The organism is Epilithonimonas caeni DSM 17710, assembly GCF_000426465.1.
Classification (GTDB): Bacteria; Bacteroidota; Bacteroidia; order Flavobacteriales; family Weeksellaceae; genus Epilithonimonas; species Epilithonimonas caeni.
The window spans coordinates 249401-275214 of sequence record NZ_KE384528.1 but is presented as its reverse complement, the minus strand read 5'-3'; the positions used below and the strand labels follow the sequence as shown (position 1 = coordinate 275214).

Below are 25814 nucleotides of genomic sequence, written 5' to 3'. Positions count from 1 at the left end.
CAAATTCCCTTCTGGAATTGTTCAATTTACTTTGAGTCCGTTTCGTTAATGTGTTGAGCTTTAGCCTGGCCACATCTTGGCTTTTACATATCTCATATTCTAGACAAATTTCCTCTTTTTTAACAAAAACTGTTTATCTGTGGCTATACAGTAATAGTTAAGTAATGCTTTTTTAGTTCAAAGAATCAAATTTTGTTATTATTGAAAATTAAAAAAAATATCTATTATTATTTGTAATAATTATTGATTTTGGATAATTGTTACAAATAGATTGTCATTAGTATAATAAATTTAATATAAAAATAATTACAAATATTATGAGCAAAACTATTATTACATTATTTGTTTTGATATCGTCCTTGTCTTTTTCACAAGTAGGAATCAATACTGAATCTCCTAGGTCAACAATGGATATTAGTGCAAAAAGAAATTCAGCAGGTGTTATTGAAGATTACTCTCAACATTATGGTTTGCAAGCCCCTAGATTAACGAGAGAAGAACTTACGAATATCAATGTTACCTATGGGGCAGGGCAAAATGCAGCAATAATATACATAAGCGATGTCTCTGGGGGTAATTCCAATGTTCCAAGAACTAATATTACTTCTGTCGGGTATTATTATTTTGATGGTAGTCTTTGGCAAAAAATGAATGTTAGTTACAGTGCAGAGAATGGTGTGACCATATCAAATAATAATATAAAATTAGGCGGAAGTTTGACCGAACCTACCACTATATCGGGAGTTACTGTTACAAACAAACTTAGTGTCACAGCAACGGGACTGGATGCCATTAACTTGGATGACAATACTTTGAGTGTTGACGCAACAAATGATAGAATTGGAATTGGGAAAAATAATCCTACTGAAAAGTTAGATGTTGCGGGCAATATTTCCGTCAGTAATAATTCCGGTGGAATCGCCTCTTCTGTGAAATTTTATGAAAATGTTTCAAACGGGACCAATTCAATATCTCTACAGGCACCTGCAGATCTTACTTCTAATAGAACGTTGACTTTACCATCCAATGCTCCTACTAACGGTTATGTTCTTACAACTAATGCAGCAGGAGAGACGCAATGGGGAGCTGTAAATCCCGCTTCCGCAACACTGGCATCAATCTCATTGAACAATGAAGCAAATGGGGCTACTACTATTATAAATGGAGCCAATCCTGGAGGTGTTGTTAACCAAAGATTTTTTCAAAAGTTTGATACAACTGTTACGGACCCAAATGGAAGGTTTGATGTAAGTACCGGAACATATACGGTGGGACAGACAGGTATTTATTTGATTACATCTTATATAATGCCAAATGCATCGCCCGATAGAAATACTTCCAATTTCTACTATCCTGTGAACCTCGAAATTAGAAAAAATGCAGGTGGAAGTCCTTCGGGAGGTATCAATATTATGGATAATGCCACAATTAGATGGGCTACCCCGGGGCAATCAGCTTTACGTTATTCTGTACTTGTGACCGGGATGGTCTCTTTGAATGCGGGGGATACGCTCAATACGGTAGTGTACCTCAATGCTACAAATGCAGTGAACGGTGCTACGTCGGGATATTCCTACCCTGCCATCTTTTCATATGCAAATATTGCAGATTATAAAGCGCTGTTTAGTGTTACAGCACTATAATTATGATATTTGAACTTGAACTTCCAATCTTGGAAAGGATTTGATTAATTATCTCAAAATATCTCATTTTCGGTTTGGTTGAAGGTCAATGATAATGGTCAAACCCTTTTTCTGATTCGTCATTCGCAATAAATACTGTCTTGTCGTCCCTTATGATATAAAATTCTTCGGAACAATATTTTCCTATGAGAATTTCTACGCAAGGTGTACTGTATGTCAGTCTGCCTCCTGTTTTACATGCATGATGATTGTAGGCTAAGAAATTCTGAGTTTAATGTAAGTTTTGTTTTTATAAGTATATGTTTTTGATTTTCAGTTTTTTATAAATATAAAGTAATGGTTGAGTAGTGCTTTTTTTTCGTTAAAATTAATATTTTGGTTGTTTTGCAAATCAAAATATCACTCTAATTGGTGAGTTGAATTAAGATAGAATGGTTCAGCTTGCATTTAAAAAAAAACAATAATAAATTAAAAAAAACACGATGAAAAAAATTATGACACTATTTGTTTTAGTATCTTCTTTGTCATTCTCGCAAGTGGGTATTGATACAGATCAGCCTAAAGCAACGTTGGATGTTACATCATCCCCAACAGATTTTAATAAAACGGATGGATTTATCGCTCCGAAACTCGGAGGAAACGAATTAAAGGCCAAAGATGCACTGTATACGAGCCAATTACAAGGAGCCATTGTTTATGCAACCTCGGCGGCAAACCCTACGAGTACCAAAACAGAAAACGTTACTCGGGAAGGATATTACTATTTTGATGGAAGCAAATGGATTAGGTTTTCTTCGGGGGCAAGTAATAATGAAAATGACATCAACATTTATAAAGATGATGGAAACCTGACAAATAATCGTAATGCTAATCTGAATGGATTCAATTTAGCTTTCACAGGAAACGGAAATCTGGGAATAGGTACCACTGGTGCTCCAACAGAAAAATTGGATGTTAATGGAGGGGATGCCCGTTTTAGACAAAGGGTTTTCATTGGAGGAAATACCGTAAAGAATGCTGCATTGGGTGTACTGAATACAAATGCGTCAGACCTCATACTACGCCTTACAAATACAAATAATATACGACAATTCTCTGTGACGGATGTCGGAAATGTTGGAATTGGGTTGGGAGAGATTGAACCTTCCCAGAGAATAGACGTTTGGGGCTCAGCACGTCTTAGGGTTGTAGAGAATGGAACTGTAGATGACAAGATATTGGTCATTGATGATAATGGGGTGGTAAAGAAAGTATCGAGGACTGTCAATAGTGATATCAATATTTATAAAGACAATGGAACGCTGACCTCCGATAGAGTGGTCACAATGGATGGTAAAAACCTCTCATTTCAAGGAAATGGTAATATCGGAATAGGAACAACTGGTAATCCCTCCGAAAAATTGGATGTCAATGGAGATTCTAGTATTAGAGGCAAGATGACCGTTGGGCCTGGTACAAAAAATGCTGCCCTGGGTGTTCGTAATACAGATATAACAGAACCTATAATGCGCCTTACTAGTACAGATAATATCAGACAATTCTCAGTTGAGGACGATGGGAAAGTGGGGATTGGGCTAGGGACATGGGAAACTTCCGAAAAACTTGACGTTAACGGAAATGTAAGGCTCAGAAGCGTACCTCTTGAAACAGAAATCGCAGCCACAGACCGTGTCATGCTTTTAACGAGTAACGGAACGGGGAAAAAAATTTCCATGTCAACTTTAAGATCAGAAATCGATACCAACACTAATATCTATACCAGCAACGGCACATTATCAGAAAACAGAACCGTAACCTTAGGGGGCAATAATTTGAATTTTGGAGGTACAGGTGCAATAGGTATCGGTGTGGTCTCTCCTACTGAAAAGCTTGATATTTCCGGAACAGTACGCTTAAGGAATATCCCAAATGGTAATACAGAGGGCAGAATACTAGTTGTGGATAACAATGGGGTTGTTCAAAAGAGTTCCCTTCCGCCAACCAGTTCTTTTGTTTTGTATGATACTAATAATAATGTAGTTAGCCGCAATGCCGATGATGTGGAAAGACCATTGGCCTTTGAAGGTGCACCTAACAAAATTTATTCGGATTATATTGAAAAGGTAGATAATACAACCTATCGGGTAAAGAAAGCAGGGGTATATACAGCGGAGGTCATCGTTCTATATGATGATATTCCTGTGGTTAATAGCAGTGATACAAGATCGGGATGCAGGGCCAAATTATCAATGGGCGGGAAAAATTTGTGGAAAATTGGAGACAGATGGTCGAATTCTGCAGGAACAACTGAAATTTCCAGGAGCGTGATATTGAACCCGGGAGCTCAGATATCTGTAGAGACAGGATGTGCAAGAACGGGTAATCAGACCTATAAAACAAATTCCGGGTCAACAATTTTTATTACTTATATGCCTTTGTAAGGTTTATGGAAATTCTTATAATATATACAATTTTTAAACACACAAATTCTATTATATAACTTTACAGCAAAGGGATTCCCTTTGCTGTTTTAAAGTTTTTGTAAGTTCAAATAAATTCTAAAGTAAAAACATCTTTTATTAGAAAAATATATAAATTGGATAGTGCAAAGCTGAAAATTCATTTTCAATCTGTCAGAAAATAGTGTTTTCAAACAGAAAATAATGTTTCGATGATTTTTTTATTTGAAAATATGGAGTAATTTTGAAATATGAGAAAATTATTGTTGGTAATTATCCTTTCTGCTTTGGTAATTTCTTGTGGAACTTCCAGGTCCGCAAAAAAATATACTTACAAAAAACCTTCAACAACAAATAAATCTGCCAATCTCAAAAAACTAAATTCATCCTATTCTGGAAATGTCTCCGGAACAAGAGCCTCGATTTTGGATAATGCCGAGAATTATTTGGGAACTCCTTACAAGTATGCAGGCAATACACCTGCCGGTTTCGATTGCTCAGGTTTGGTGTGCAAGGTGTTTGACGAAGAAAAGATCCAAATGCCGAGACGTTCTTCGGATCAGGCAAAACAAGGGCGGAGTATCAATGTTTCCGAAGCGAGGCCAGGAGATTTGTTGTTTTTTGCAACCGCTGGAGGTTCTACTGTGACACACGTTGGGATTGTTCACGATATTCTGAATAGTGGGGAAGTTACTTTTATCCATGCATCCACTTCCAAAGGTGTGATTATTTCGTCTCTTAACGAAGCTTATTGGAATAAAGCATTTCTTTTTGCAAGAAGTGTTCTATAATTTATTATTTTTGCCAACAGGTAATGATGAGGTTCAATAATTTTTTATTGGGCTTTTTTATTTTATAAAATCAATTATTAATCAATTATAATTAAGAAATGTCTTTACAGGAAAAAATTGAAAAAGCTTGGGATAACCGCGAACTTTTGAAAGAAGAAGAATATCAGGATGCCGTAAGAGAAGTAGTTGCGAAACTGGATGCAGGAGAACTGAGAACGGCTGAGCCAACGGAAAACGGATGGCAGATCAATGAGTGGGTCAAGAAAGGCGTGGTGATGTATTTCCCAATCCAGACAATGGAAACCATAGAAGTTGGGCCTTTCGAATTCCACGACAAGATTCCTTTGAAGAAAAACTATGCAGAAAAAGGTGTAAGAGTTGTTCCTCACGCCATTGCAAGACACGGAAGTTTTGTAGCAAGCGGTGTGATCATGATGCCTTCTTATGTTAATATCGGAGCTTATGTAGATTCCGGGACAATGGTTGACACTTGGGCAACTGTAGGAAGCTGTGCGCAGATCGGTAAAAACGTTCACTTGAGCGGCGGGGTAGGAATTGGTGGAGTTCTTGAACCATTGCAAGCTGCGCCGGTAATTATTGAAGATGATGCGTTTATCGGTTCTCGTTGTATCGTTGTGGAAGGTGTTCGTGTTGGTAAAGAAGCTGTTTTAGGAGCGAATGTCTGCCTTACGATGTCCACTAAAATTATCGATGTAACAGATGATGAGCCTGTGGAAATGAAAGGCTACGTTCCAGAACGTTCAGTGGTGATTCCGGGAAGTTATACCAAGAAATTCCCTGCCGGAGAATATCAGGTTCCTTGTGCTTTGATTATTGGAAAAAGAAAAGAATCTACAGACAAGAAGACATCCTTGAATGATGCGTTGAGAGAAAATAATGTTGCGGTTTAGGATTTAGAAAAAATAAAAACTGCCTGTCAAATCTGATGGGCAGTTATCTAATACTAACAACCATTTTGTGAAACAAAAATTCTTAAGAGTTATCTCAGATTACAAGATCATTTTCGTAATCTATATTATTGTTGCAGGTCTTACTGCATATAGCAAGTACAAAAGAGGAACAGGTGGTTACAACAACTACTTGATCTTCAAAGGCGTTTTTTATAATACACTGCAGGAGAAAAATATATTCCTGCAATATCCCGATTTGTTTTTTGACAGCAATCATTACGGCATATTTTTCAGCCTGTTGATTGCGCCTTTTGCGATGATGCCGGACGGTTTGGGAGCTGTTCTATGGAACGTTACAAGTACTTTGGTTTTTCTTTATGCCATTTACAAACTTCCATTTTCTGACAGGAAGAAATCATTTTTTGCCTGGCTTTGTCTTCAGGAATTCATTACTGCAGCGACTTATTTTCAGTTTAATATTATTTTGACAGGATTATTGATGTTGTCTGCGATTTATATTTATGAGAGAAAAGAAACACAGTCCGCATTCTCGATTCTGATTGGGACATTTGTCAAAGTTTACGGAATTGTCGGCCTGTCTGCTTTCTTTTTTATCAAAAACAAACTTCGGTTTATAATAAGCTTGATTATCATTGCAATTTTATTTTTTGTTTTACCAATGCTGATTTCCAGTCCGAAATTTGGCGTTCAGTCTTACATTGACTGGTATGTGTCGCTTGCCGAAAAGAATTTGTCTAACCGATCTTTAACAAGTCGTCAGGATTATTCTTTGATGGGTGTTGTAAGAAGAGTTTTAGGAAGAACAGATTTATCAAATCTTTTATTTGTTATCCCGGGATTTGTGCTTTTTATGTTGCCATATCTTAGAATTAAACAATACAAAAATCTAAGTTTTCAATTGATGATTTTAGCATCAACATTATTGTTCGTTGTGCTTTTCAGCTCGGGTTCAGAAAGTCCGACTTATATTATTGCTGTAGCAGGAGTAATGCTTTGGTTCCTGATGCAGAAAAATATCAGTAAAATTGATATTGCAATATTGATTTTTGTAATAATTTTGACCTGTTTTTCTTTCTCGGATTTGTTTCCAAAATCGGTGAAGGAAAATTATATTATCAAGTATTCTCTGAAAGCTGTTCCGTGTATTGTTGTCTGGTTTAGAGTGATGTATGAGTTATTAACCCGAGATTTCGAAAGAGATTATAAACTAGATTAGATCATTTGTCTCGAATTTTTATTGATTTGAAAAGATGAAGAAAATATCGATAGTCATACCAGCTTATAACGAGGAGGGCAATTTGTCCTTGATCCATTCGGAGATCAAGAACGTTTTTCTTACACTTCCGGATTATGATTACGAGATCATATTCGTGAATGATGGTAGCCGCGATTCTACCCAACAGACTTTGGAAGAGATTTCTAAGGATTGTTCTAAGTTGAAATACCTAGAGTTTTCACGAAATTTTGGACATCAAAATGCAGTAAAAGCCGGAATGGATTATGCTGACGGAAATGCTGTGATCTCTATGGACGCAGATATGCAACATCCACCAGCGATGATTCCTAATATGATAAAAAAATGGGAAGAAGGTTATGATGTGGTTTATACAATTAGAAGATATTCAAAAAATATAAGCTTCTTTAAAAGAAAAACATCCGATTTTTTCTACCATATTTTATCCAATTTATCCGATGTTGATTTGGAAAAAGGGAGTTCAGACTTCCGATTGTTAGATGCATCCGTCATTGATGCGATTAGAAAAACCGGAGAATCCGATATTTTCCTTAGAGGATTAGTAAAATGGGTTGGTTTCAAGCAATATTCTATTGATTTTGTGGCAGCTGACAGGTTTTCAGGAAGTAGTAAATACAGCTTAGGAAAAATGATGAGGTTTGCATTTACAGGAATTACTGCCTTTAGTGTGAAACCACTTTATTTAGCAGCTTATCTCGGATTTTTCTTTTCATTTTTGTCGTTGCTTTACATCCCTTATGTGATTTATGCATTTTTGAGTCATACCGAGATTTCTGGTTGGGCATCAATCTTGATGACTGTGGTTTTCTTTGGCGGGATACAATTGATAATACTTGGGATCTTGGGAATCTATATGGGAAAGATATTCAAACAGATCAAGGATCGTCCCAATTATATTATCCGCTCGAAAAATTTTTAATTAATGATTTTACTAAGTTTCGACATCGAAGAATTTGATATGCCCTTGGAATACAATGGCGAGATTCCTTTGGAAGAACAATTAGCAGTTTCCAGAAAAGGCTTACAGAATATTCTAAGGATCTTGAAGGAGCATAATATTAGAGCTACTTTTTTTTCAACCGTTGTTTTTGCCGAAAATAATAAAGATTTGGTTCAGCAATTACTATCCGAAGGTCACGAGTTGGCTTCTCACACTTGGTTTCATTCGGAGTTTGAGGAGAAACATTTAGCGGGATCAAAACAAGAATTGGAAAAATTATTCAATACGAAAGTGGTTGGGCTTAGAATGCCAAGAATGAGCCCTGTTTCAGAGGATGCGGTTTCGGATGCGGGATATTTTTATAATTCATCCATCAACCCAACTTATTTGCCTGGAAGATATAACAATTTCAAAGTTAGTAGAAAACCATTTTGGCAAAAGAAAGTGTTGCAGTTCCCGGCTTCGGTTTCTACAATGCTCAGAGTTCCGTTGTTTTGGTTAAGTTTTCATAACTTTCCGCTTTGGATTTATAAATTGTTGTCCAAATTGTCATTAAAAGAGACAGGATTTTTGAACATTTATTTTCATCCGTGGGAATTTGCAGATATCTCGAATCCAAAATATAAATTGCCCAATTTTACGTTCAAAAATACAAATCGACAAATGGTCAACCGTTTTGAAGATTTCATCAAATGGGCGAAGAAAAATAACTATCAGTTTTCCACCACCAAAGATTTTTTGGAAAACTGGACTCAAAAAAATAAGAATTAATGAAGATTGCATACGACGCCAAACGTATTTTTTCCAGCTGGTCTGGCTTAGGAAATTATTCCCGCGATTTGGTTCGGGTCTTAGCGATATATTATCCTGATAATCAATATTTATTATTCAATAAAAAGAAATCTGAGCGTGGTGAAGCGATATTAAAATTGCCGAATGTCACTTTCGTCCAAACCACAAAAGGTACACTTTCCCGTCAGCTCAAAACGGGAATTGACGCACAGAATAACGATGCCGATATTTTCCACGGTTTGTCCGGCGAATTACCTTTGCGATGGAACTCAAAACCAATTAAAAAAGTCGTTACCATTCACGATTTGATTTTCGAAAGATATCCGGAGTATTACACCTGGGTTGATAGAAAAATTCATTTCTGGAAATTCAAAAAAGCGGCACAATCTGCAGATAAAATCATTGCGATTTCCGAACAGACCAAAAAAGATATTATTCATTATCTGAAAGCTCCGGAAAGTAAAATCGAAGTAGTTTATCAAGGTTGCCATGCTAGTTTTAAAGAAAAACAAAGTGAGGAAATCCTAAATCAAATCAAAGAAAAATTCAATTTGCCAGACAGATTTTTGTTGAATGTCGGAACGATTGAGCCCAGAAAAAATCTGTTGAATGTCGTCAAAGCGCTGAAGGGTTCCAAAATTCCCTTAGTTGTTGTCGGTGCGAAAAAGCCAAAATATTTTAAATTAATTGAGAAAGAGATCAATAAAGGAAAGATTGAAGTTCAGTTTCTGTCAGGCGTTTCTATGGAAGAATTGGCTGGGATCTACAAGTTGGCAGAAATTTTCATCTATCCGAGTTTTTTCGAAGGTTTCGGGATTCCCGTTATCGAAGCATTGTTTTCAGAAACCGTTGTGATTACGAGCAATACAAGTTGTCTGCCTGAAGCTGGCGGACCGGATTCTGTTTACGTGAATCCTGAAAATGTGGACGACATTAGGGCGAAAATCAACTTTCTTTGGGAAAACGAATCGGAAAGAAAACGACGTGCAGAAAAAGGTTTGCAGTTTGTACAGAGATTTAATGATGAGGTGATTGCCGATGAAATGATGAAGGTTTATGAAAGTCTGGTTTAATGGAAGTTAACTTTTAGAAAGGCTTCGAGAGCCTCAGCCTGACAAGACCTCAATTACCAACTGACAACCAACAACTAATAATTCCTTTCTCCAAAAATCGCAGAGCCAACTCTTACCGAATTAGAGCCAGATCCTATTGCAATTGGAAAATCACCACTCATTCCCATTGAAAGAGTTTCCAAAAGCTTTAGTTGTGATAATTCATCAAAGAGATTTTTCAAGACCGAAAATTCTTCGCGGATTTGAGTTTCATTGTCCACAAAACTTGCCATTCCCATCAAACCGTTGATTTCGATATTTGGAAAATCTCCTTCGAGATATTGATTGAAAATGTCTTTCGCTTCATCTGTCGTTAAACCAAATTTAGTATCTTCTTTAGCAATTTTGACCTGAAGCAAAACTTTGATTTTTCGATTGTTTTTTGCCGCCTCTTTATCCACTTCTTTCAAGAGCTTTTCGCTGTCGATACTTTCAATCATCGCAATAAAACCGGCAATGTATTTCACTTTATTTGTTTGAAGGTGTCCGATCAAATGCCATTCGATATCGTTGGGAAGAACTGGCTGTTTTTCCAATAGTTCCTGAACTTTATTTTCTCCGAAAGCCCGTTGCCCAAAATCATAAACTTCCTTGATTTTCTCTGCCGGATTGGTTTTGGAAACTGCAACCAGTTTTACATTTTGAGGAAGCTGGGATAGGATATTTTGATAATTTTGTTCGATTGACATTATAATTGAATTTAGAAAAATCTTATGCAAAAATAGAGATTAATTATGTTATAAAATCAGTTTAAGAATTGGTCTAAAATTCGTAAATTTGATGAAATTTTATTTCGAATAATAATCACAAAAATATGAGTCAATTTGATGTAACCGTTATCGGTTCTGGTCCTGGCGGATATGTAGCAGCCATCAGAGCTGCACAATTGGGTTTCAAAACAGCAATTATTGAGAAATATCCTACTTTGGGCGGAACCTGCCTTAACGTAGGTTGTATCCCTTCCAAAGCTTTGCTTGACAGTTCTGAACATTTCGAAAAGGCAAAGCATGAATTTGCTGATTACGGAATCATCATCAACGAGCCGAAAGTAGATCTTGCAAAAATGATCGAGCGAAAAAATAGCGTCGTAGAGCAGACCACAAAAGGAATCAACTTCCTGATGGACAAAAACAAGATCACTGTTTTTGAAGGTGTCGGAAGCTTCGAATCTGCAACTCAAATCAAGGTATCAAAAAACGATGGTTCATCAGAAACTATCGATTCAAAATATACGATCATCGCAACTGGTTCAAAACCATCAAGCTTACCATTCATTACACTTGATAAAGAAAGAGTGATCACTTCAACAGAAGCTCTTAATTTGAAAGAAGTTCCTAAACATTTAGTTGTTATCGGTGGTGGAGTTATTGGTTTGGAACTTGGTTCTGTTTATTTGAGATTGGGTTCTCAGGTAACTGTTGTCGAGTTTATGGACAAGATCATCCCGGGGATGGACGGAAGTTTATCTAAAGAATTACAAAAAGTTCTTAGAAAACAAGGAATGAAATTCGAACTTTCTACAGCGGTTTCTGCGGTGGAAAGAAATGGAGATTCTGTAAAAGTAACAGCTAAAAATAAAAAGGGCGAGGAAGTAACTTACGAAAGCGATTATGTTCTTGTTTCTGTTGGAAGAAGACCTTACACAGACGGACTTGGTCTGGAAAATGCTGGTGTAGAGCTTGATGAAAGAGGACGAGTGAAAACAAACGACCACCTCCAGACTAATGTTTCTAACATCTATGCGATTGGAGATGTTGTAGCTGGTGCAATGTTGGCTCACAAAGCGGAAGAAGAAGGAACTTTGGTTGCTGAGATTCTGGCCGGACAAAAACCTCACATCAATTATAATTTGATCCCGGGTGTTGTTTACACTTGGCCAGAAGTTGCTGGAGTTGGTAAAACCGAAGAGCAATTGAAAGCTGAAGGTGTTGCTTATAAAGTTGGGAATTTCCCAATGAGAGCTTTGGGAAGAAGCCGGGCAAGTGGCGATACGGATGGATTTGTGAAAATCATCGCTGACGAAAAAACTGACGAGGTTCTAGGTTTCCATATGATTGGAGCAAGAGCTGCGGACTTGGTTGCGGAAGGTGTTATTGCAATGGAGTTCCGTGCAAGTGCAGAAGACATCGCAAGAAGTTCACATGCACATCCAACTTATGCAGAAGCTGTAAAAGAAGCAGCTTTGGATGCGACTGGAAAGCGTTCGATTCATATGTAAGATTTTAACATCAATATATTTAGAAAGAGAAGCAGTTTTGCTTCTTTTTTTTTATTAATTTAGTTGAAAATAAACTAATTATGAAAAAAAAATACTTCTTTTTTCTACTTTTTTGCTCTCAGATTTTTTTCAGCCAAATCATTAATTTTCCAGACCCGAAGTTCAAAGCAAGATTACTAGAATCGAGTACAACTAATTACTACAATATGGTAGCATCAGATTTAAATGGGAATCCTACTGTTATCGACCAAAATCAGGATGGCGAAATTGATGTTCAAGAAGCTTTGAATATTAGTAAAATTTCTATTGATGGGGCAAATTCACCCCTTAATTATATTCAGTTTTCAAGCAATAAATATTTTAATATTGATTCAATTGAAGGTATTAATTATTTCAAAAACCTGAAAATTTTGGAGTGTAAAAATAATAATTTGACTTCAATAGATTTTAAAAATTTGACAAAATTGACTCAGATTTATTGTCATAACAATAAAATAAGCCAATTTATAAATTTTGAAGATGTAGGAAGTTTATTTATTATTCAATGCGCAAATAATCTGTTGGCTAATTTAGACCTTAGTCAATCAGCAAGAAATTCTGGTACTGAAGGATATGCTCTCTACGGATATTATGGAAATCCATTAAAAAACTTAAACCTTCAGAGCGGAATGATTACTATTTGGGCTATGTTGGCTGACCAGAGCCAATGTCCATTTTATTCGTTTTATCAAGTGACAGCAATTTGTAGAAGTTATCCCGAACCTGATACTTTGGCGGGTTTAAATAATCTTACTGTAAACTGCTTCGAGGCAGACGAATATAGAGACAATCTTATTCAAAATAATATACCAACTAATATCTTGGCAGATAATTGTCTGATTGCAACCGAAGAAATACCTAAAATATCGTTTAGGGTTGTACCAAACCCTGCGAAAGATTTTTTAAAATTAGATATTAATGAAAAGATTGAAAAGATTCAAATTCTTGATGAATTGGGAAGGTTGGTTTCATCTCCAGACCTCAATCAAAATAAAATTAATATTTCAAAGCTTCAATCTGGAATTTATTATTTAAATCTTTCAATTAATGGTAAATCTCTAAAAACTAAATTTATAAAAGAATAGAATGAAAATTTTAACTTTTTAAAATTAATAAAAGAGAAGCAGTTTTACTTCTCTTTTTTATTTTAATTACTTCACAGTCAGGATGTTAAATTTTTATTTATAAAAGTGAGTATTTTAATTAATAATTTGGCATATTTGTAGAATTAGACTAGATATTATAAAATAAATTATTAACTATGAAAAAAATATTTACTACTTGTGTTTTTCTTTTGAGTTTAGCAATTTTTGCTCAAGAAGCAGGAAAAGCTGGCGAACTTTTGAAAAATGAAGCTTCTAAAAGCGAAATGCAGACTCGCAAACCGGAAACATCTGGAAAAAGAGGTAATGGAACATTAGATAATTCAAATTACAGAACCAACCCGAATAATAACAATAATACTCCCAACAACAGACCAGATCCGAGTTACGACTGGAATCAAAATTACGGTTATGGCTACGCGGAGATATTCTTGAGAATCCCTGAGCGAGGCTTCTACACAGTGGAAGTTGGCGACCAGATGTCTGCGAATTCTTCCGGAAAATATAGATTTTTTGATATCATTCCAGGTTTGGTTCCAATTTCTGTTTATGGAAACGGATATTTGCTTTATAGGACAAGAGTTAATGTTCGTAACAATTCCAGATTGGTCTTGGATTTCTTTAGTAATCGTGGGTTGTATCTTTTGGGGACTTATCAGCTTCAAAACCAAGCTTATGACAATTATGGTGATATCTGGAATGATATGTGGAATTCTCCATACAACAATGGTAATTCTGGACAATGGGACCCTTATTACGGAACAGGAAACCAAGGTGGCTACAATGGGAACAACCAAGGAAATTATTATGGCAACGTGATGAATAGTGCGAGTTTTAATGCCTTTTTGCAAGTCGTTAAAAACACCAAATTTGCAGATGATAAAGTTTCCGTCATCAAGCAGCAGCTGAGAAATGCTATGGCAACATCTGAGCAGATAAAATCCCTTCTCGAAGTTTTGACTTATGACAAAGATAGAGTAGAGGTTGCCAAATATTCTTATTCCAGATGTGTGGACCCTGTCAATTATTTTGTGGTCTATCCTGCTTTCCAATTTCAGAGTTCGGCTCAGGAATTACGGGATTATATTTCAAAACAATAGATCAGAGAGAGGCAATTGCTTCTCTTTTTTATTTGTACAGAGAAATTGTTACCTGATATCTGACATCTGATATCTATATACTTATTTTTTGTTCTTACTTTTGTTAAAATTTGAGTCATGATAAAAGAACTTGATAAAGATTTCACGAATCTTAATGAATATATAAGCCAAATTAATCCAAGTAAGATTTTTATTTTGGTGGATGAGAACACCCACAACCATTGCCTTCCGATTCTGCTTCCTAATCTGGAAACGGATGCGCCATTCGAGGTCATCGAAATAGAAGCAGGCGAAGAAAATAAAAACATAGAGACAGCCACCCAACTTTGGGAGATCTTCTCCGAAATGGAAGCCGACAGAAAGTCGCTTCTCATCAATCTTGGCGGCGGAGTCATTACTGATTTGGGAGGTTTTGTGGCTTCAACTTATAAAAGAGGTTTCAAATTTATTAATGTTCCCACAACTTTGCTGTCGATGTGCGATGCATCAATAGGAGGAAAAACAGGGATCGACCATCAATATCTTAAAAATATCATTGGAACTTTTGCATTGCCCGAAGCGATTTTCTTTTATCCAAAATTTTTAGAAACCCTGAAATTTGAAGAATTGAGAAGCGGTTTTGCAGAGATGCTGAAACACGGATTGATAGCAGATTCTAATCATTGGAATGGCCTTAGTTCATTATTCAAAATTACGCCGGAAGATATTGCGCCATTCATTAATAGAAGTATGGAGATCAAGAATGAAGTGGTAACAAAAGACTTTAAAGAAGAAAATGTTCGTAAGATCCTAAACTTCGGGCATACCATTGGTCATGCCGTGGAAAGTCTATTTCTGAAAAAAGGAGATCTAATTCCTCACGGCGAAGCAGTTGCATTGGGAATGATTTGTGAAACGCATTTAGCTTTACTTTGCGGATTGATTGACGTTGAAGTTTCATCTGCAATTATATCTAAGATTCAAAGATTTTTCCCATACATCGATATATCAGAATTTAAGAATGGAGCTATTATAGATCTGATGTTCAACGACAAAAAAAATCAGGATGGGAATATCAATTTTTCATTGATAAATGGAATTGGGTCTTGTCTTTTTGACCAAAAATTAAGTGCAGAACAAATCATTTTAGCCTTGGATTTTTATAAAAATATCAATTCTAATTAATATTTTTATTCATTGAATAGTATTTTTAATCTACTCATAATTAATTATTTATAATTTTAATTTTTAAAAATAGTTTTAAGTTTTATTTTTTTGGCAAAGAATTTGGAAGTATCCTTCCCGTAAAACAAAATTTAAAATTTGAAATTATGAAAAAGTTATTTTTAGGATTAGGTTTGGTAGCAGGAACGTTTGCATTCGCTCAAACTACTCCGCAATTTGGTTTAAAAGCAGGTATTAACGTAGCATCAATTTCTAAGGACGGATATGACGATGCCAAGTCTAAAGTTGGTTTTGCAGGTGGTGCTTTTGTAAATATACCTGTCTCTGAGCAATTCAGTATCCAGCCAGAGGTTATGTATAGCCAGATGGGCTCAAAAGTGACAAATAAATATTCTACGACTTTTTTAGGAAATACTTATGAAGCAAGATCAACAGCTAAGTTGAATTTGGATTACATTACTGTTCCAATTATGTTCCAGTTTAGAGCAACACCTGCATTTTATATTGAAGCAGGCCCTGAATTTGGTTTTTTAACTAGTGCAAAAGCAAAAGATATAAATACGACCTATGTCAATGGTTCTCCTGACGATTCTTCTACAAATACATCAGAGGATCTTAAAGATTATTACTCAGGTTTTAATATGGGAGCGGCTTTAGGACTTGGTTATGATATTACACCAAATTTTGGTATCAATGCTAGATATGTTGCAGGTTTTACTGATATCAATAAGAAAGATAGAAATACCGATGGCAATACATCTCTTCAAAATGACGGTGATAAAAATAGGAATAATACATTCCAAGCTGGGGTTTATTTCAAATTCTAAAAATCATAAAATATTAAATATTACTAAAAGACCGAATTTATCGGTCTTTTTTATTTCATAATTTATATTTTTGTTATTCATAAACAATTATATATGAAGAAAATTTTTGGATTGTTGGGGCTTAGTGTTATGTCTTTGGCTTATTCCCAATCATTTGGAGTGAAAGGAGGAGCCAATATTTCTACGGTCAGTAAAGAAAATAGCTGGGGAGATAAAAATTCTAAAATTGGTTTTTATGTAGGTGCTTATATGAATGCCCCAGTTAATGCACTGCTTAGTATCCAACCGGAGCTGATCTATAACAATATGGGAGTGAAGTACGAAAATGGAAATACTTCTCATACTTTGAATCTTAATTACGTGGCGATGCCCATTATGTTTCAGTTCGAATTGATTCCCAAATTTTACGTGGAAGGTGGCCCTCAGTTTGGAGTTTTGGTGGGTAACAAGAATAAATACGAAAGCGATAGCAAAACTATTATTGAAAAAGATAAGGACGCCTATAATCAGCTAGATCTGAGTGGAGGGATTGGATTGGGATTTAAATTTAATAATATGGCAATTGGGGCTAGATATATCGTTGGTTTTACTGATATCAAGAAAAATGGTTCCACAAGCTGGAATAATAGTGATAAGCAACTCAGAAATAGCGGTTTCCAAATAGGATTGCAATACGGGTTCTAATTTATTTGGATTGATGATTTTTAAACATAAAAAAACCAACTTCTTTTGAAGTTGGTTTTTTATTTCATAGTTTCATTACTTATTTGACAATAAGATTTTTGCTGGTTGTTTCTCCGTTATTGGAAATTACAATTCTGTAAGTTCCTGTTTTTAAGTTAGAGATATTCACTTGAGTTTTTTCATTTTCCAAAGAGCCATTTGAAACTAGTTTTCCAGAAAGGTCAACAATTTGGTAAGTTGCACCTTTTGTAGCTTTGTTCAGAGAGATGTTTACTTCTCCTTTAGCCGGGTTTGGATAGATTGCAAATCCTTTCTCAAATGCGGACTCGTTAACTGCAAGAACTTTGTTGATGTTGAATCTCGTAGCATTAACAGCGAAATAAATATTGTCAACGGCCTTTACCATGATTCTCGCATTGGAATTATCTTCATTTGGAAGAATTACGCTGGCAGTTCCTGTATTTGGAACGCTCTCTGCAAGAACTGTAGGATAGGTCAATCCATTGTCAGATGATAATAAGATCTGGACATTTTGTGTATTGATAGGTGCTGCTGTAGTACCTGCCACATCCCAAGTTACAGCAAGAGAAGAACCTCCATTATAATTAGCTGCAGCAGATTGTGAAGTCACTTTAAAAGGTCCTGTACCAGCAATGGTAACAACCATGTTGGCTCTAGCTGCTTGATTTCCTGTTGCTTTGTTGTCATTTACAAAAAGAGAGAAGTTAAGATTTCTTTCGATAGTTGGAATCACTTCCCAGGTTGGTGCTAGATTTCCCGCTGCAACCGCAGACATCATAGGGAAATAGCGAGAAGTAGATACTGTAGGCGTGTAAGATCTGAATACAGCTCCTGAAGCTTGTGTCGCAGTCGGTACAGTAGATGTAGTTGTATTTCTTGTGTTGGTCTGCTCCCAAAGGTAAGTCAAGGCATCTCCATCCGGGTCAGTAGCAGTTCCTGTTAACACAAATGCAGTTCCGTAAGGTATGGAATAATTGGTCAAAGCTTGGATTACAGGAACTTGATTATTATTGGCTGTTTTCACTCCACATCCTGAACCAGTACCTGTTGTAATATTACTATACATTTGGTTGACACTTACCACATGGAAATAAGCATCGCTATTGTTTTGTACATTTGGTGCGCATATGCCGGCGTAGGCCATAATTGTACTACCACTACCAGGCTCTACAGAAGTAGCTGCACTTCTGTTATTATCACAAGAGTTATCAAAAGTGTGTTGAGCGCCCCACTGGTGCCCCATTTCATGTGCAACATAGTCAATGTCAAAAGCATCTGTTCTAGGTGCGGAACGACCTGTGACACCACGGGCCTTGCTTGCAGTACATGGTGATCTTAACTGAGCAACACCTCCACCGCCAGTACTGAAGATATGTCCGATGTCATATGCCGAGCTTCCAATTGTTGCATCTATGAAGGCCTGATTCTCATCAAGGAGTGCATACCCGTCATTATTTGTAAAGCCAGGTCCATAGGCATCAACATCTATTGAAAGTAAGACATCATTGTTAGCGATCATGGTCATGGTAAGGGAAATGGTTTTTTCGTAAACCCCATTTACCCTTGTCATGGTTGTGTTCATGGCTGCAAGTACAGCTTCCTTTTTTTGGGCTATTGTTCCACCGCTTAAACCAGCTCTATTGATATGGTATCGGGAATATTCCATCGTCGTGGCTAATGCAAGGCGGTAATTTCTGAATTGCCCATCTTGTACCAAAGATTGAGGTGTTGGATCTGCTATCGTTTCTTCCTCTGAATTTTTATATCCACAAACAAATCCTTCCAAATTAGGGCCAAGATCTTCACGATTATAGACCATATAAGTAGATTTATCCTGTGTATAAGCATCTAAATAGGCTGTTTTTCCAGAATTGTAATACATTACATTGACCCCATCATATGGAGATACACTGAAACGGATAGAATTTCCGGAATTGCCTTTTTCGTAGCCTAAATATGATCTTAAATTAGGATATTTTGCCTGTAGGACAGGATCCATAACAGATGCTTCCTGGATTACATAATCTACTAGCTTTCCTTCTGCTGTCGGGAATTTTAGTACCAATGATTCATCGTTGGAAAAACGTTTAGGCGCTTTTGCAAGATCAACTTTTATTTCATCTACGTTTAGCTTATATAGCTTATACTTTGATGGTGTTGCAGTTTTATCATAAACAGCTGATCTGTTGTCAACAGCTGAAACCTGCTTCCAGTAATTCTTCTGTGAGAATAGCATTCCCGAGAACATTACCCCTACTGAAAATAGTAATTTTTTGTTCATTGTTAAAATATTTAATTTTTCTATTTTTTTATTGCATACTGTAATTTTTTAGTTTGATCGTTTATATTTTGATAAATTAAGGTCGATAAGATTCATATCAATAACATTTCTCTTATCAGGCTCATAGTATTTCAAACTATATTAATTACAATTTTACATTTTGAAAATGAAAATAGTGAATAAATAAAGAAAAGTATAAATAAACCTTGATTTTATACTTTTTTTGCTAAAATAAGAAAAAATATACAATTCATTATATAATTGTGAGGATCATTTTGTCGATTATTTTCACACTAAAATAAAAGAGGTTGCAAAACTTTACAACCTCCTTTTTCAATTATATTCAGAATTTAATATTATTCAGAAATTAGAACCTTGGTTCCTTGCGTATGCGCATTCATCTGTGGTGCATAATAATTCTGCAAAGTGGTGATTCCGTTAGAGAATTTTCCACCTGCATTTGCAACATAATCGTACTCGAAAACATACTTTCCTTTCGGCATATATTCTATGTAGAAATTGGTGGAAGCATCTTTTGTGGATTGATAATAGCCCAAATTATTTTTCCATTGATAGCCCGAAATCACGTCCAAAGGCTCAAAACCTGCCGCTCTCATATCTTTCAAGTGAATGAACTCCATATTTCTGTCCGTATTCAGGATCATTCTTACCGTAATTTTATCTCCAACTTTGATAGGTGAATTTTCATTGATTTTAATTAATTGTTCGCCATTCTCCATTTTTACTTTTTTGTACAGTTCTTTAGAGATAGAAATATAACTTTCCGAAGATTTTATTTTATCAAGCTCTTCATAATATTGCCAGAACAAGCCACCTTGAACAATTCCCGGACTGTCTTTTTTAATAGTAACTGTCGAAAGATTTTTGTCCAGATTATCAGAAGCTACAGTTTGTTTTACGTAACCTGTTGCCTGCGTTTGCGGATCCAGTTGCTTTCCGCCCCAAGTGATTTGCGCTTTGTCAGATTCTGTACTTGTCCAAGATTTCCCAGAATTTAAAATCGTGAAAATAACTTCTGCCGTTCCTCTGGAATTGCCCCAAGAATTGACCTCTTTCTGGGTAACCAGCCAGATTTTCATTTCTTCGATAAAGTTTTCATCAGTTGGAGTAAGTTTTTGGAATGCTTCAATCGCTCCAGCGTGATTCACCGTTTTGGAAGAATACCAACCCCAGTCATTTAGGTTTTGTTTCCAATAAACACCTTGAGTTTCTGATTGTGTTGAAGTTTCTTTCAGATAATTCATCAGTTTTTTCGAAACATCTTTCAATCCATAGTTGTTAAATAATAAAGCCGAACGATGCAATCCAAAGAAAGTAAAATCGGTGATTTTAGCCGTTTTTGCTTTTGATATAATTGAATTTTTCAAAGTGGCACCTTTTGCCTTCAAAGGATATTCTTTTTCCCAATAATGCCTTGTGTCAAGATAATCGAGAACAAAATTATTCCAAATATTCTCCTTTGTCATTCTGAGCGGAGTCGAAGAATCCCAATATTTATTCACTTCATTATCCACATAGGAAACCAGTTTTTTTACCATCGATTTTTGTTCGGAACTTTGGTAATCAGAAAGATTTCCTTTCAGCCATTCATTGATTCTGCCAAGGTTTTTCAGAATATAAAGTGAAGTGTAATACGAACTCGGATAACCCTGATACCAACTGAATCCACCATCAGGATTTTGAAGTTTTACCAGTTCTGACCAATCATTTTGGATTGAATTTCGCATCGTGTTTGCATCGAATAATCTTGCTAATTTCTGCATTTGTTCGGTTTCATTTTTGCTTTCCAGAACCCAAGGTGTTTCATCCAGTAACAATTGTTTCAGTTCCTGATTTTTTTCAAGATTAGATGTTAGTAAACCTTTTGACTGATATTCATCAAAAACGGTTTTCATTTTCGGATTCGCTTTGAAAATTTCCGAAGCCAAAACATCCGCAAACCATTTGTTGAAAACGACATCTGCTGAATTATTAGTATCATCTTTCAAACTTGGAAGCGCAAACATAATTTCCCAAATCGGATTTGTGGTCAGTTCTAAAGTATTAGAAACATTCGTCAATGTTTTAGAATCGGAATTTTTCAGGTTTTCCAACGTGAAAGTTTTCGTCTGTCCTTCTTTTACAAAAATCGGAAGTGCGTCCGTTACCAACATTCTGTTTGGAAGAACTGCGATTGCCTTTTGTTCACCGTCAGAGAAATTGCCTGCCTTTGCAACGATTTTAATGATGATAGAAGAAACATTGTTAGGCACCTTCAGTTTCCAAGTTGCGGATATATTTCCATTCTCAGCTAATGAAAAAGACTGCTCCTTATTATATCCGGAAACAGCTGTCAATTGAGTGATTCCGAATTTATCAGTAATATCTTCATTCGTAAACGCATCCAAAATCTGCAATTGTGCAACGCCGGTTAATTTTTGATTTATTAAACTTGAAATTTTTGTTTGAAGATTCAGCTCATCGCCTTCTCGTAAGAATCTCGGATAATTTGGTGTAATGGAAAATTCTTTTTGTGTTACCACAGATTTTTCCAAAATTGCACTTCTTGCATCTTTTGTATGAGCTAAAAACATGACTTTCCACTGTGTCAAAGCTTCCGGAGAAGTGAACTCAAATGAAACATTTCCGTCTTTATCTGTGAGAAGATTTGGGTAGAATAATGCAGTTTCGTTGAGATTTTGACGAATCGGGATTTTGTCTAAACTTTCTAGTTCTTTCTTCTCAGAATAACCTGAAACTACAACCTCTTCGATAGATTTATCTTTAGACATTGTGTCAGATTGAACAGAAGAATTTCCTCTAATCATTATTTTTGCTGCTGGGGCAGATTCTGCCACCACATTTACTCCTGCAGCTCTTCCTTCTAATCTATTTATAGAATTACCATATAAAGCAGTATTATTGTAAAGCCTTCCATCAAACCAATTAAACTGTGGAGAATTAATATTATGATTTTTCAAAAATTCGAATCTCTTATTATAATATTGTTGTTCCAGGCCATTTCTTAATTCATAAGAACTTTGGTAGAAAGGCGAATAAAACTTCTGCCAACTCCAGGAATTCACCGCAAATTGGTCAAGCGATTTGTCGTACATATTCGCCAAAACTTCGGCTGTCACTCTGAGCGAAGTCGAAGAGTCTTTATCAGCACCGGAAATTTTTATCGTCCATTTTTCTTTTTGTCCAGGCTGTAATTTGTCTCGGAATGTCACCGTTTCAATTTTCAAATCATCTTTATTGTCAGCCAATTTCAAATCAACCGATTCTGTTTTTACATCATTAAAAGCCACCAATTGGAATTGCAAATTCACTCTCGAGATACTTTCATCTTTCGGAATCACAATTTCATATTCCAGAATTCCATTTTTGAAAGTTTTGGTTTCTGTAACAGTTTCTCCTTTTCCATTTTGAATAAAAATATTGACCAAAGCATCAGGAATCGCAGAATAGACAAACACTTTTGCTTTTTCTCCTCGTTTGAAATCTTGTGTCGGTTTAATCACTTCCAGGAAAGGGTTTTGATTTTGACCCAACGATTTTTTATCCCAAACCTTAAAGAATTGCTCCGTTTTTATCGTGTCTTTTCCTTCGATATTATACAATTGAAGTTTGTAAGTTCCGGCTTCCAGTTTACCAAGACTCAGTTTTTCGTTTGTCATTCCGAGGGACGAGGAATCTTTAGATTCTTCACTGCGCTGCGCTGCGTTCTGAATGACAGGATTTTTTATTTCATTTAAAACAACCTTTTCAACTTTCCAGTTCTTCACATCATCATTTTTATCAAACCTGTCGTGAGGAAATTTCTGTACGAATTCATTCTTTGATAATTGTGGCAAATCCTGAACAACCGACGCAAAATTCTCTCTGAAAATTTGTTTTGGTTCCTCCAGTTTTTCCAATTTTACGGTGTAAGATTTTGGTAGAATTTGGTCATTGTAATTTTTAGTGTCAACAGCCAATTTCACAGCTTCATCAGAAAACGTATTTCCAATTTCGTTCGCAGTAATATAATGAGAAACCGAAGCGACTTTTACATCCGTATTTGCAGATTGAGTTTCCCCGTTGATGTCTGTCACAGAAGCATTAATTGTATAATTGTCAATCTGAATTCCTTCCAGAGTTTCATCTTTTTTCAATTCTACTTTGATGGTAAATTCGCCTTTCTCATTGGTTTTCACATCGCCCAAAATCGAATTTTCATTGTCATTTCCACGCGGATACCACCAGAAATATCGCCAACGGATATTTTGTTTTTTAATTTCATAATTTACGGTTGAATTGCTCAGAGGAATACCGGAAAACATTGCTGCTTTTCCTTTCAGTTCGATAGTTTGACCATATTTGTATTCATCTTTTATAGGCTCAAAAGTCACTTCAAATTTCGGACGCTTATATTCCTCAACATTGAAATCCGTGTAACCTGAAATATGATAACCAGAATTATCATCATCATTATTAACCTCAATATTGAAATTACCATTCAGCTTATTTTTAGGAAGTGTAAAACTTCCGTTAACAGAACCAAATTCGTTTGTTGTCAATTTCAAAGTTTGTAATTCTTCACCGTTGGCATCGTTCAAAATAATATTCAACGGAACTTTTTCTAATGTTTTTACTTTTTGAGTTTCACCATTAATTCCTGTTGCAATAACTTTAAAATAAACGATTTGTCCAGGTCGGTAGATTTTTCTGTCGAGGAAAATTTGTGCAGATTCTTGATTTTCAGATTTGTTTTGATTTCCGTTATTATAACCGTAAACATTTATCATCGAATAATTGTTTCCATTCTTCACAAGAAAATTTCTGTAATATTCTTTATTCTCAGAATTTGGAATTTGGAAATTTCCGGAAGCATCAGTTTTCACAGAATGTTTTACGATTGGTTTACCTCTTACATATTCGACAATTTCAAGATTTTCATTCGTAAAAGCTTTTCCGTTTTCGTTGTTTACAAGTTTTAGAATATTCCTATTTCCACTGTCCTTCTGAGCTTGTCGAAGAATCTCATCTTTTTTAGAATAAATAATTTTCGAATCAGAAACGATGAAATAGAAACTTCTCTGAACGGAATTTTCCACAATGTATTCTGCCAAATAAATCCCTGAAGGAAGCGCTTTCAGTTCCAAAGATGTTTTGTGCGTTTTGAAATCAAAAGATTCCGGAAGCGTAAATTGGTCTTTCCTTACTAAAGTTTTTTTGACTTTGGCAAATGGTGTTTTGTAAGAATCAAAAACGTGATTCAGAAAACCTTGCGTATCATCTTTTACTTCATAAATATTCAAAGAAAACTGCTTAACATTTTTCCCTTCCGCAACAATGTGGATCGGTTTGTTGGATTGGGTTTCATTCTCATAAAATAGATTAAGCTGAGGATTTTTGATCTGATTTTCCTTGTTTGTAATATTGTTTAGAAACTTAGATTTTGGATAAAGTTCTTTCGCTTTATTTACCCAAACCAAAGCTTTTTTGTTATCCTCTTTTTGCTGAAGGATCTCAATCATATCATCAATAATCAAGACTTTGTAATCGCCTTTTACAGATTCATCTTCAACCAGTTTTTCAAGTTGTGCGAATTTGTCTTTACAATTATTGAATTCACAATTATAATTGATTTTCTGATGTTTGAAGTATAATTGGGAATTCCCGGAAAGCGAAGTGATTTCCGAATCATAAATGTCATTGATTTTCTTCGAATTCGCTTTCAATTCATTCGGAGTAAAGAGATTCTGATTTCTTAAGAACTCAATATAATTGTAATTGTACCAATCTGAAAGTGTTGGAAAATATTCGAAGTTGTCAGAATTATCAAAGATTTCCTTGTATTTCTGCATCGATATTTTCTTCAAAGCAGCATTGTCTTTTTCTAATTCGGAATAATTCTTCGACAAATAATTTTTGAAATCCAGCCTGCTCCAGGTTTCTATTTGAGATAAATCTGCATTGTCAATATTGGTTTTCTGATTGATCTTCCAGGAATTGTTCTGATAATAATCTTTGATGAACTCCAAAGTCAGCAGACGGAATAATTGTTTTTCATCGCCTTTCAATTTAGTTTGCGTGCTTTGAAGTTTTGAAAAGAATTTGGAATTTTCATCATTCTTCGTATCGTCATAAGTCTGTTTTGTAATACTGAATTCCGCTTTCAAAGATTTGATGATTTGAATGACGTTATTGTCCTTCAAAGCTTGATTTTGCATTTCCAGAATAATCGGAAGATTGGATTTGTAAGTTCCTTTTTTATAATTGTCTTCGATTTTTTTCCATTGCTGGTCGTAATAGTTTTGTGCGGAAAAATTCATAGTAGCAAATATCAATAAGAATACTAATAAGGATTTTAGGATTTTCATATATGTCTTTTATTTTTTGAATGAGTGAATGAATCACTTTATAAAGATGCATTATTTTATCGTAAGGTTGGAAAGGGAAACAATTTTTTTCTTTTGTGACTTTCGT

17 protein-coding genes are annotated in these 25814 nt (G+C 35.4%); 14 read left to right on the top strand and 3 right to left on the bottom strand.

The window, feature by feature from the left end:
• Positions 1-317: 317 nt before the first annotated feature.
• The 8 genes from K319_RS0119050 to K319_RS0119015 all read left to right on the top strand — a co-directional run bounded on the left by K319_RS0119050 (position 318) and on the right by K319_RS0119015 (position 9864).
• Entirely contained in the window at positions 318-1643 is a 1326-nt protein-coding gene (locus tag K319_RS0119050; RefSeq protein WP_156907142.1) for a hypothetical protein, read from the top strand.
• Between the two features lie 482 nt (positions 1644-2125).
• Positions 2126-4063, top strand: a complete 1938-nt coding sequence (locus K319_RS0119045; RefSeq protein WP_027385063.1) for a hypothetical protein — start codon at positions 2126-2128, stop codon at positions 4061-4063.
• A gap of 269 nt (positions 4064-4332) precedes the next feature.
• Entirely contained in the window at positions 4333-4872 is a 540-nt protein-coding gene (locus K319_RS0119040) for a C40 family peptidase (RefSeq protein ID WP_027385062.1), read from the top strand.
• A gap of 98 nt (positions 4873-4970) precedes the next feature.
• Positions 4971-5783, top strand: coding sequence for a 2,3,4,5-tetrahydropyridine-2,6-dicarboxylate N-succinyltransferase (locus tag K319_RS0119035; protein WP_027385061.1), 813 nt, complete (start codon positions 4971-4973; stop codon positions 5781-5783).
• A gap of 67 nt (positions 5784-5850) precedes the next feature.
• Positions 5851-7020 carry a glycosyltransferase family 87 protein gene (locus K319_RS0119030; protein WP_027385060.1) on the top strand — a complete coding sequence of 390 codons (1170 nt, stop codon included), beginning with the start codon at positions 5851-5853 and terminating at the stop codon, positions 7018-7020.
• Positions 7021-7054: 34 nt separating this feature from the next.
• Positions 7055-7978, top strand: a complete 924-nt coding sequence (locus K319_RS0119025; RefSeq protein ID WP_027385059.1) for a glycosyltransferase family 2 protein — start codon at positions 7055-7057, stop codon at positions 7976-7978.
• A 3-nt stretch (positions 7979-7981) separates the two neighbouring features.
• Positions 7982-8770 carry a polysaccharide deacetylase family protein gene (locus tag K319_RS0119020; protein WP_027385058.1) on the top strand — a complete coding sequence of 263 codons (789 nt, stop codon included), beginning with the start codon at positions 7982-7984 and terminating at the stop codon, positions 8768-8770.
• Positions 8770-9864 carry a glycosyltransferase family 4 protein gene (locus K319_RS0119015; protein WP_027385057.1) on the top strand — a complete coding sequence of 365 codons (1095 nt, stop codon included), beginning with the start codon at positions 8770-8772 and terminating at the stop codon, positions 9862-9864. Before K319_RS0119020 ends, K319_RS0119015 begins: the two co-directional genes overlap by 1 nt.
• Positions 9865-9938: 74 nt before the next feature.
• Here the strand turns inward: K319_RS0119015 and K319_RS0119010 are convergent, their stop codons facing one another.
• The gene (locus K319_RS0119010) at positions 9939-10592 is read right to left on the bottom strand and encodes a YggS family pyridoxal phosphate-dependent enzyme (protein ID WP_027385056.1); all 654 of its coding nucleotides are present in this window, start codon (positions 10590-10592) and stop codon (positions 9939-9941) included.
• A 125-nt stretch (positions 10593-10717) separates the two neighbouring features.
• On the opposite strand from K319_RS0119010, the gene lpdA reads away from it, so the two are divergent.
• The 6 genes from lpdA (at position 10718) to K319_RS0118980 (ending at position 17038) form a co-directional block, all read left to right on the top strand.
• A complete protein-coding gene (gene lpdA, locus K319_RS0119005; protein WP_027385055.1) occupies positions 10718-12121 on the top strand; it encodes a dihydrolipoyl dehydrogenase in 1404 nt (467 codons plus the stop codon).
• 80 nt (positions 12122-12201) lie between these two features.
• Positions 12202-13245, top strand: a complete 1044-nt coding sequence (locus K319_RS0119000; protein ID WP_027385054.1) for a T9SS type A sorting domain-containing protein — start codon at positions 12202-12204, stop codon at positions 13243-13245.
• 176 nt (positions 13246-13421) lie between these two features.
• Complete coding sequence (locus K319_RS0118995) at positions 13422-14363, top strand: DUF4476 domain-containing protein (RefSeq protein ID WP_027385053.1); 942 nt, start codon at positions 13422-13424, stop codon at positions 14361-14363.
• A 117-nt stretch (positions 14364-14480) separates the two neighbouring features.
• Positions 14481-15527: a 3-dehydroquinate synthase gene (gene aroB / locus K319_RS0118990; protein WP_027385052.1), complete on the top strand. Its 1047-nt coding sequence runs from the start codon at positions 14481-14483 to the stop codon at positions 15525-15527.
• A gap of 146 nt (positions 15528-15673) precedes the next feature.
• Complete coding sequence (locus K319_RS0118985) at positions 15674-16354, top strand: porin family protein (protein WP_027385051.1); 681 nt, start codon at positions 15674-15676, stop codon at positions 16352-16354.
• Between the two features lie 93 nt (positions 16355-16447).
• The gene (locus K319_RS0118980) at positions 16448-17038 is read left to right on the top strand and encodes a porin family protein (RefSeq protein WP_027385050.1); all 591 of its coding nucleotides are present in this window, start codon (positions 16448-16450) and stop codon (positions 17036-17038) included.
• A 79-nt stretch (positions 17039-17117) separates the two neighbouring features.
• On the opposite strand, the gene K319_RS0118975 is transcribed toward K319_RS0118980, so the two are convergent.
• Together K319_RS0118975 and K319_RS0118970 are read right to left on the bottom strand one after the other, a co-directional pair.
• On the bottom strand, positions 17118-19340 hold the full coding sequence (locus tag K319_RS0118975; RefSeq protein WP_027385049.1) for a zinc-dependent metalloprotease: 2223 nt from the start codon (positions 19338-19340) through the stop codon (positions 17118-17120).
• Between the two features lie 356 nt (positions 19341-19696).
• On the bottom strand, positions 19697-25708 hold the full coding sequence (locus tag K319_RS0118970; RefSeq protein WP_027385048.1) for an alpha-2-macroglobulin family protein: 6012 nt from the start codon (positions 25706-25708) through the stop codon (positions 19697-19699).
• Positions 25709-25814: the final 106 nt, after the last annotated feature.

Bases quoted from the DNA above. Each gene is read 5' to 3' on its own strand.
- K319_RS0119050 (WP_156907142.1), top strand. From the start codon at position 318: ATGAGCAAAACTATTATTACATTATTTGTTTTGATATCGTCCTTGTCT.
- K319_RS0119045 (WP_027385063.1), top strand. From the start codon at position 2,126: ATGAAAAAAATTATGACACTATTTGTTTTAGTATCTTCTTTGTCATTC.
- K319_RS0119040 (WP_027385062.1), top strand. From the start codon at position 4,333: ATGAGAAAATTATTGTTGGTAATTATCCTTTCTGCTTTGGTAATTTCT.
- K319_RS0119035 (WP_027385061.1), top strand. From the start codon at position 4,971: ATGTCTTTACAGGAAAAAATTGAAAAAGCTTGGGATAACCGCGAACTT.
- K319_RS0119025 (WP_027385059.1), top strand. From the start codon at position 7,055: ATGAAGAAAATATCGATAGTCATACCAGCTTATAACGAGGAGGGCAAT.
- K319_RS0119020 (WP_027385058.1), top strand. From the start codon at position 7,982: ATGATTTTACTAAGTTTCGACATCGAAGAATTTGATATGCCCTTGGAA.
- K319_RS0119015 (WP_027385057.1), top strand. From the start codon at position 8,770: ATGAAGATTGCATACGACGCCAAACGTATTTTTTCCAGCTGGTCTGGC.
- K319_RS0119010 (WP_027385056.1), bottom strand. From the start codon at position 10,592: ATGTCAATCGAACAAAATTATCAAAATATCCTATCCCAGCTTCCTCAA.
- lpdA (WP_027385055.1), top strand. From the start codon at position 10,718: ATGAGTCAATTTGATGTAACCGTTATCGGTTCTGGTCCTGGCGGATAT.
- K319_RS0119000 (WP_027385054.1), top strand. From the start codon at position 12,202: ATGAAAAAAAAATACTTCTTTTTTCTACTTTTTTGCTCTCAGATTTTT.
- K319_RS0118995 (WP_027385053.1), top strand. From the start codon at position 13,422: ATGAAAAAAATATTTACTACTTGTGTTTTTCTTTTGAGTTTAGCAATT.
- aroB (WP_027385052.1), top strand. From the start codon at position 14,481: ATGATAAAAGAACTTGATAAAGATTTCACGAATCTTAATGAATATATA.
- K319_RS0118985 (WP_027385051.1), top strand. From the start codon at position 15,674: ATGAAAAAGTTATTTTTAGGATTAGGTTTGGTAGCAGGAACGTTTGCA.
- K319_RS0118980 (WP_027385050.1), top strand. From the start codon at position 16,448: ATGAAGAAAATTTTTGGATTGTTGGGGCTTAGTGTTATGTCTTTGGCT.
- K319_RS0118975 (WP_027385049.1), bottom strand. From the start codon at position 19,340: ATGAACAAAAAATTACTATTTTCAGTAGGGGTAATGTTCTCGGGAATG.
- K319_RS0118970 (WP_027385048.1), bottom strand. From the start codon at position 25,708: ATGAAAATCCTAAAATCCTTATTAGTATTCTTATTGATATTTGCTACT.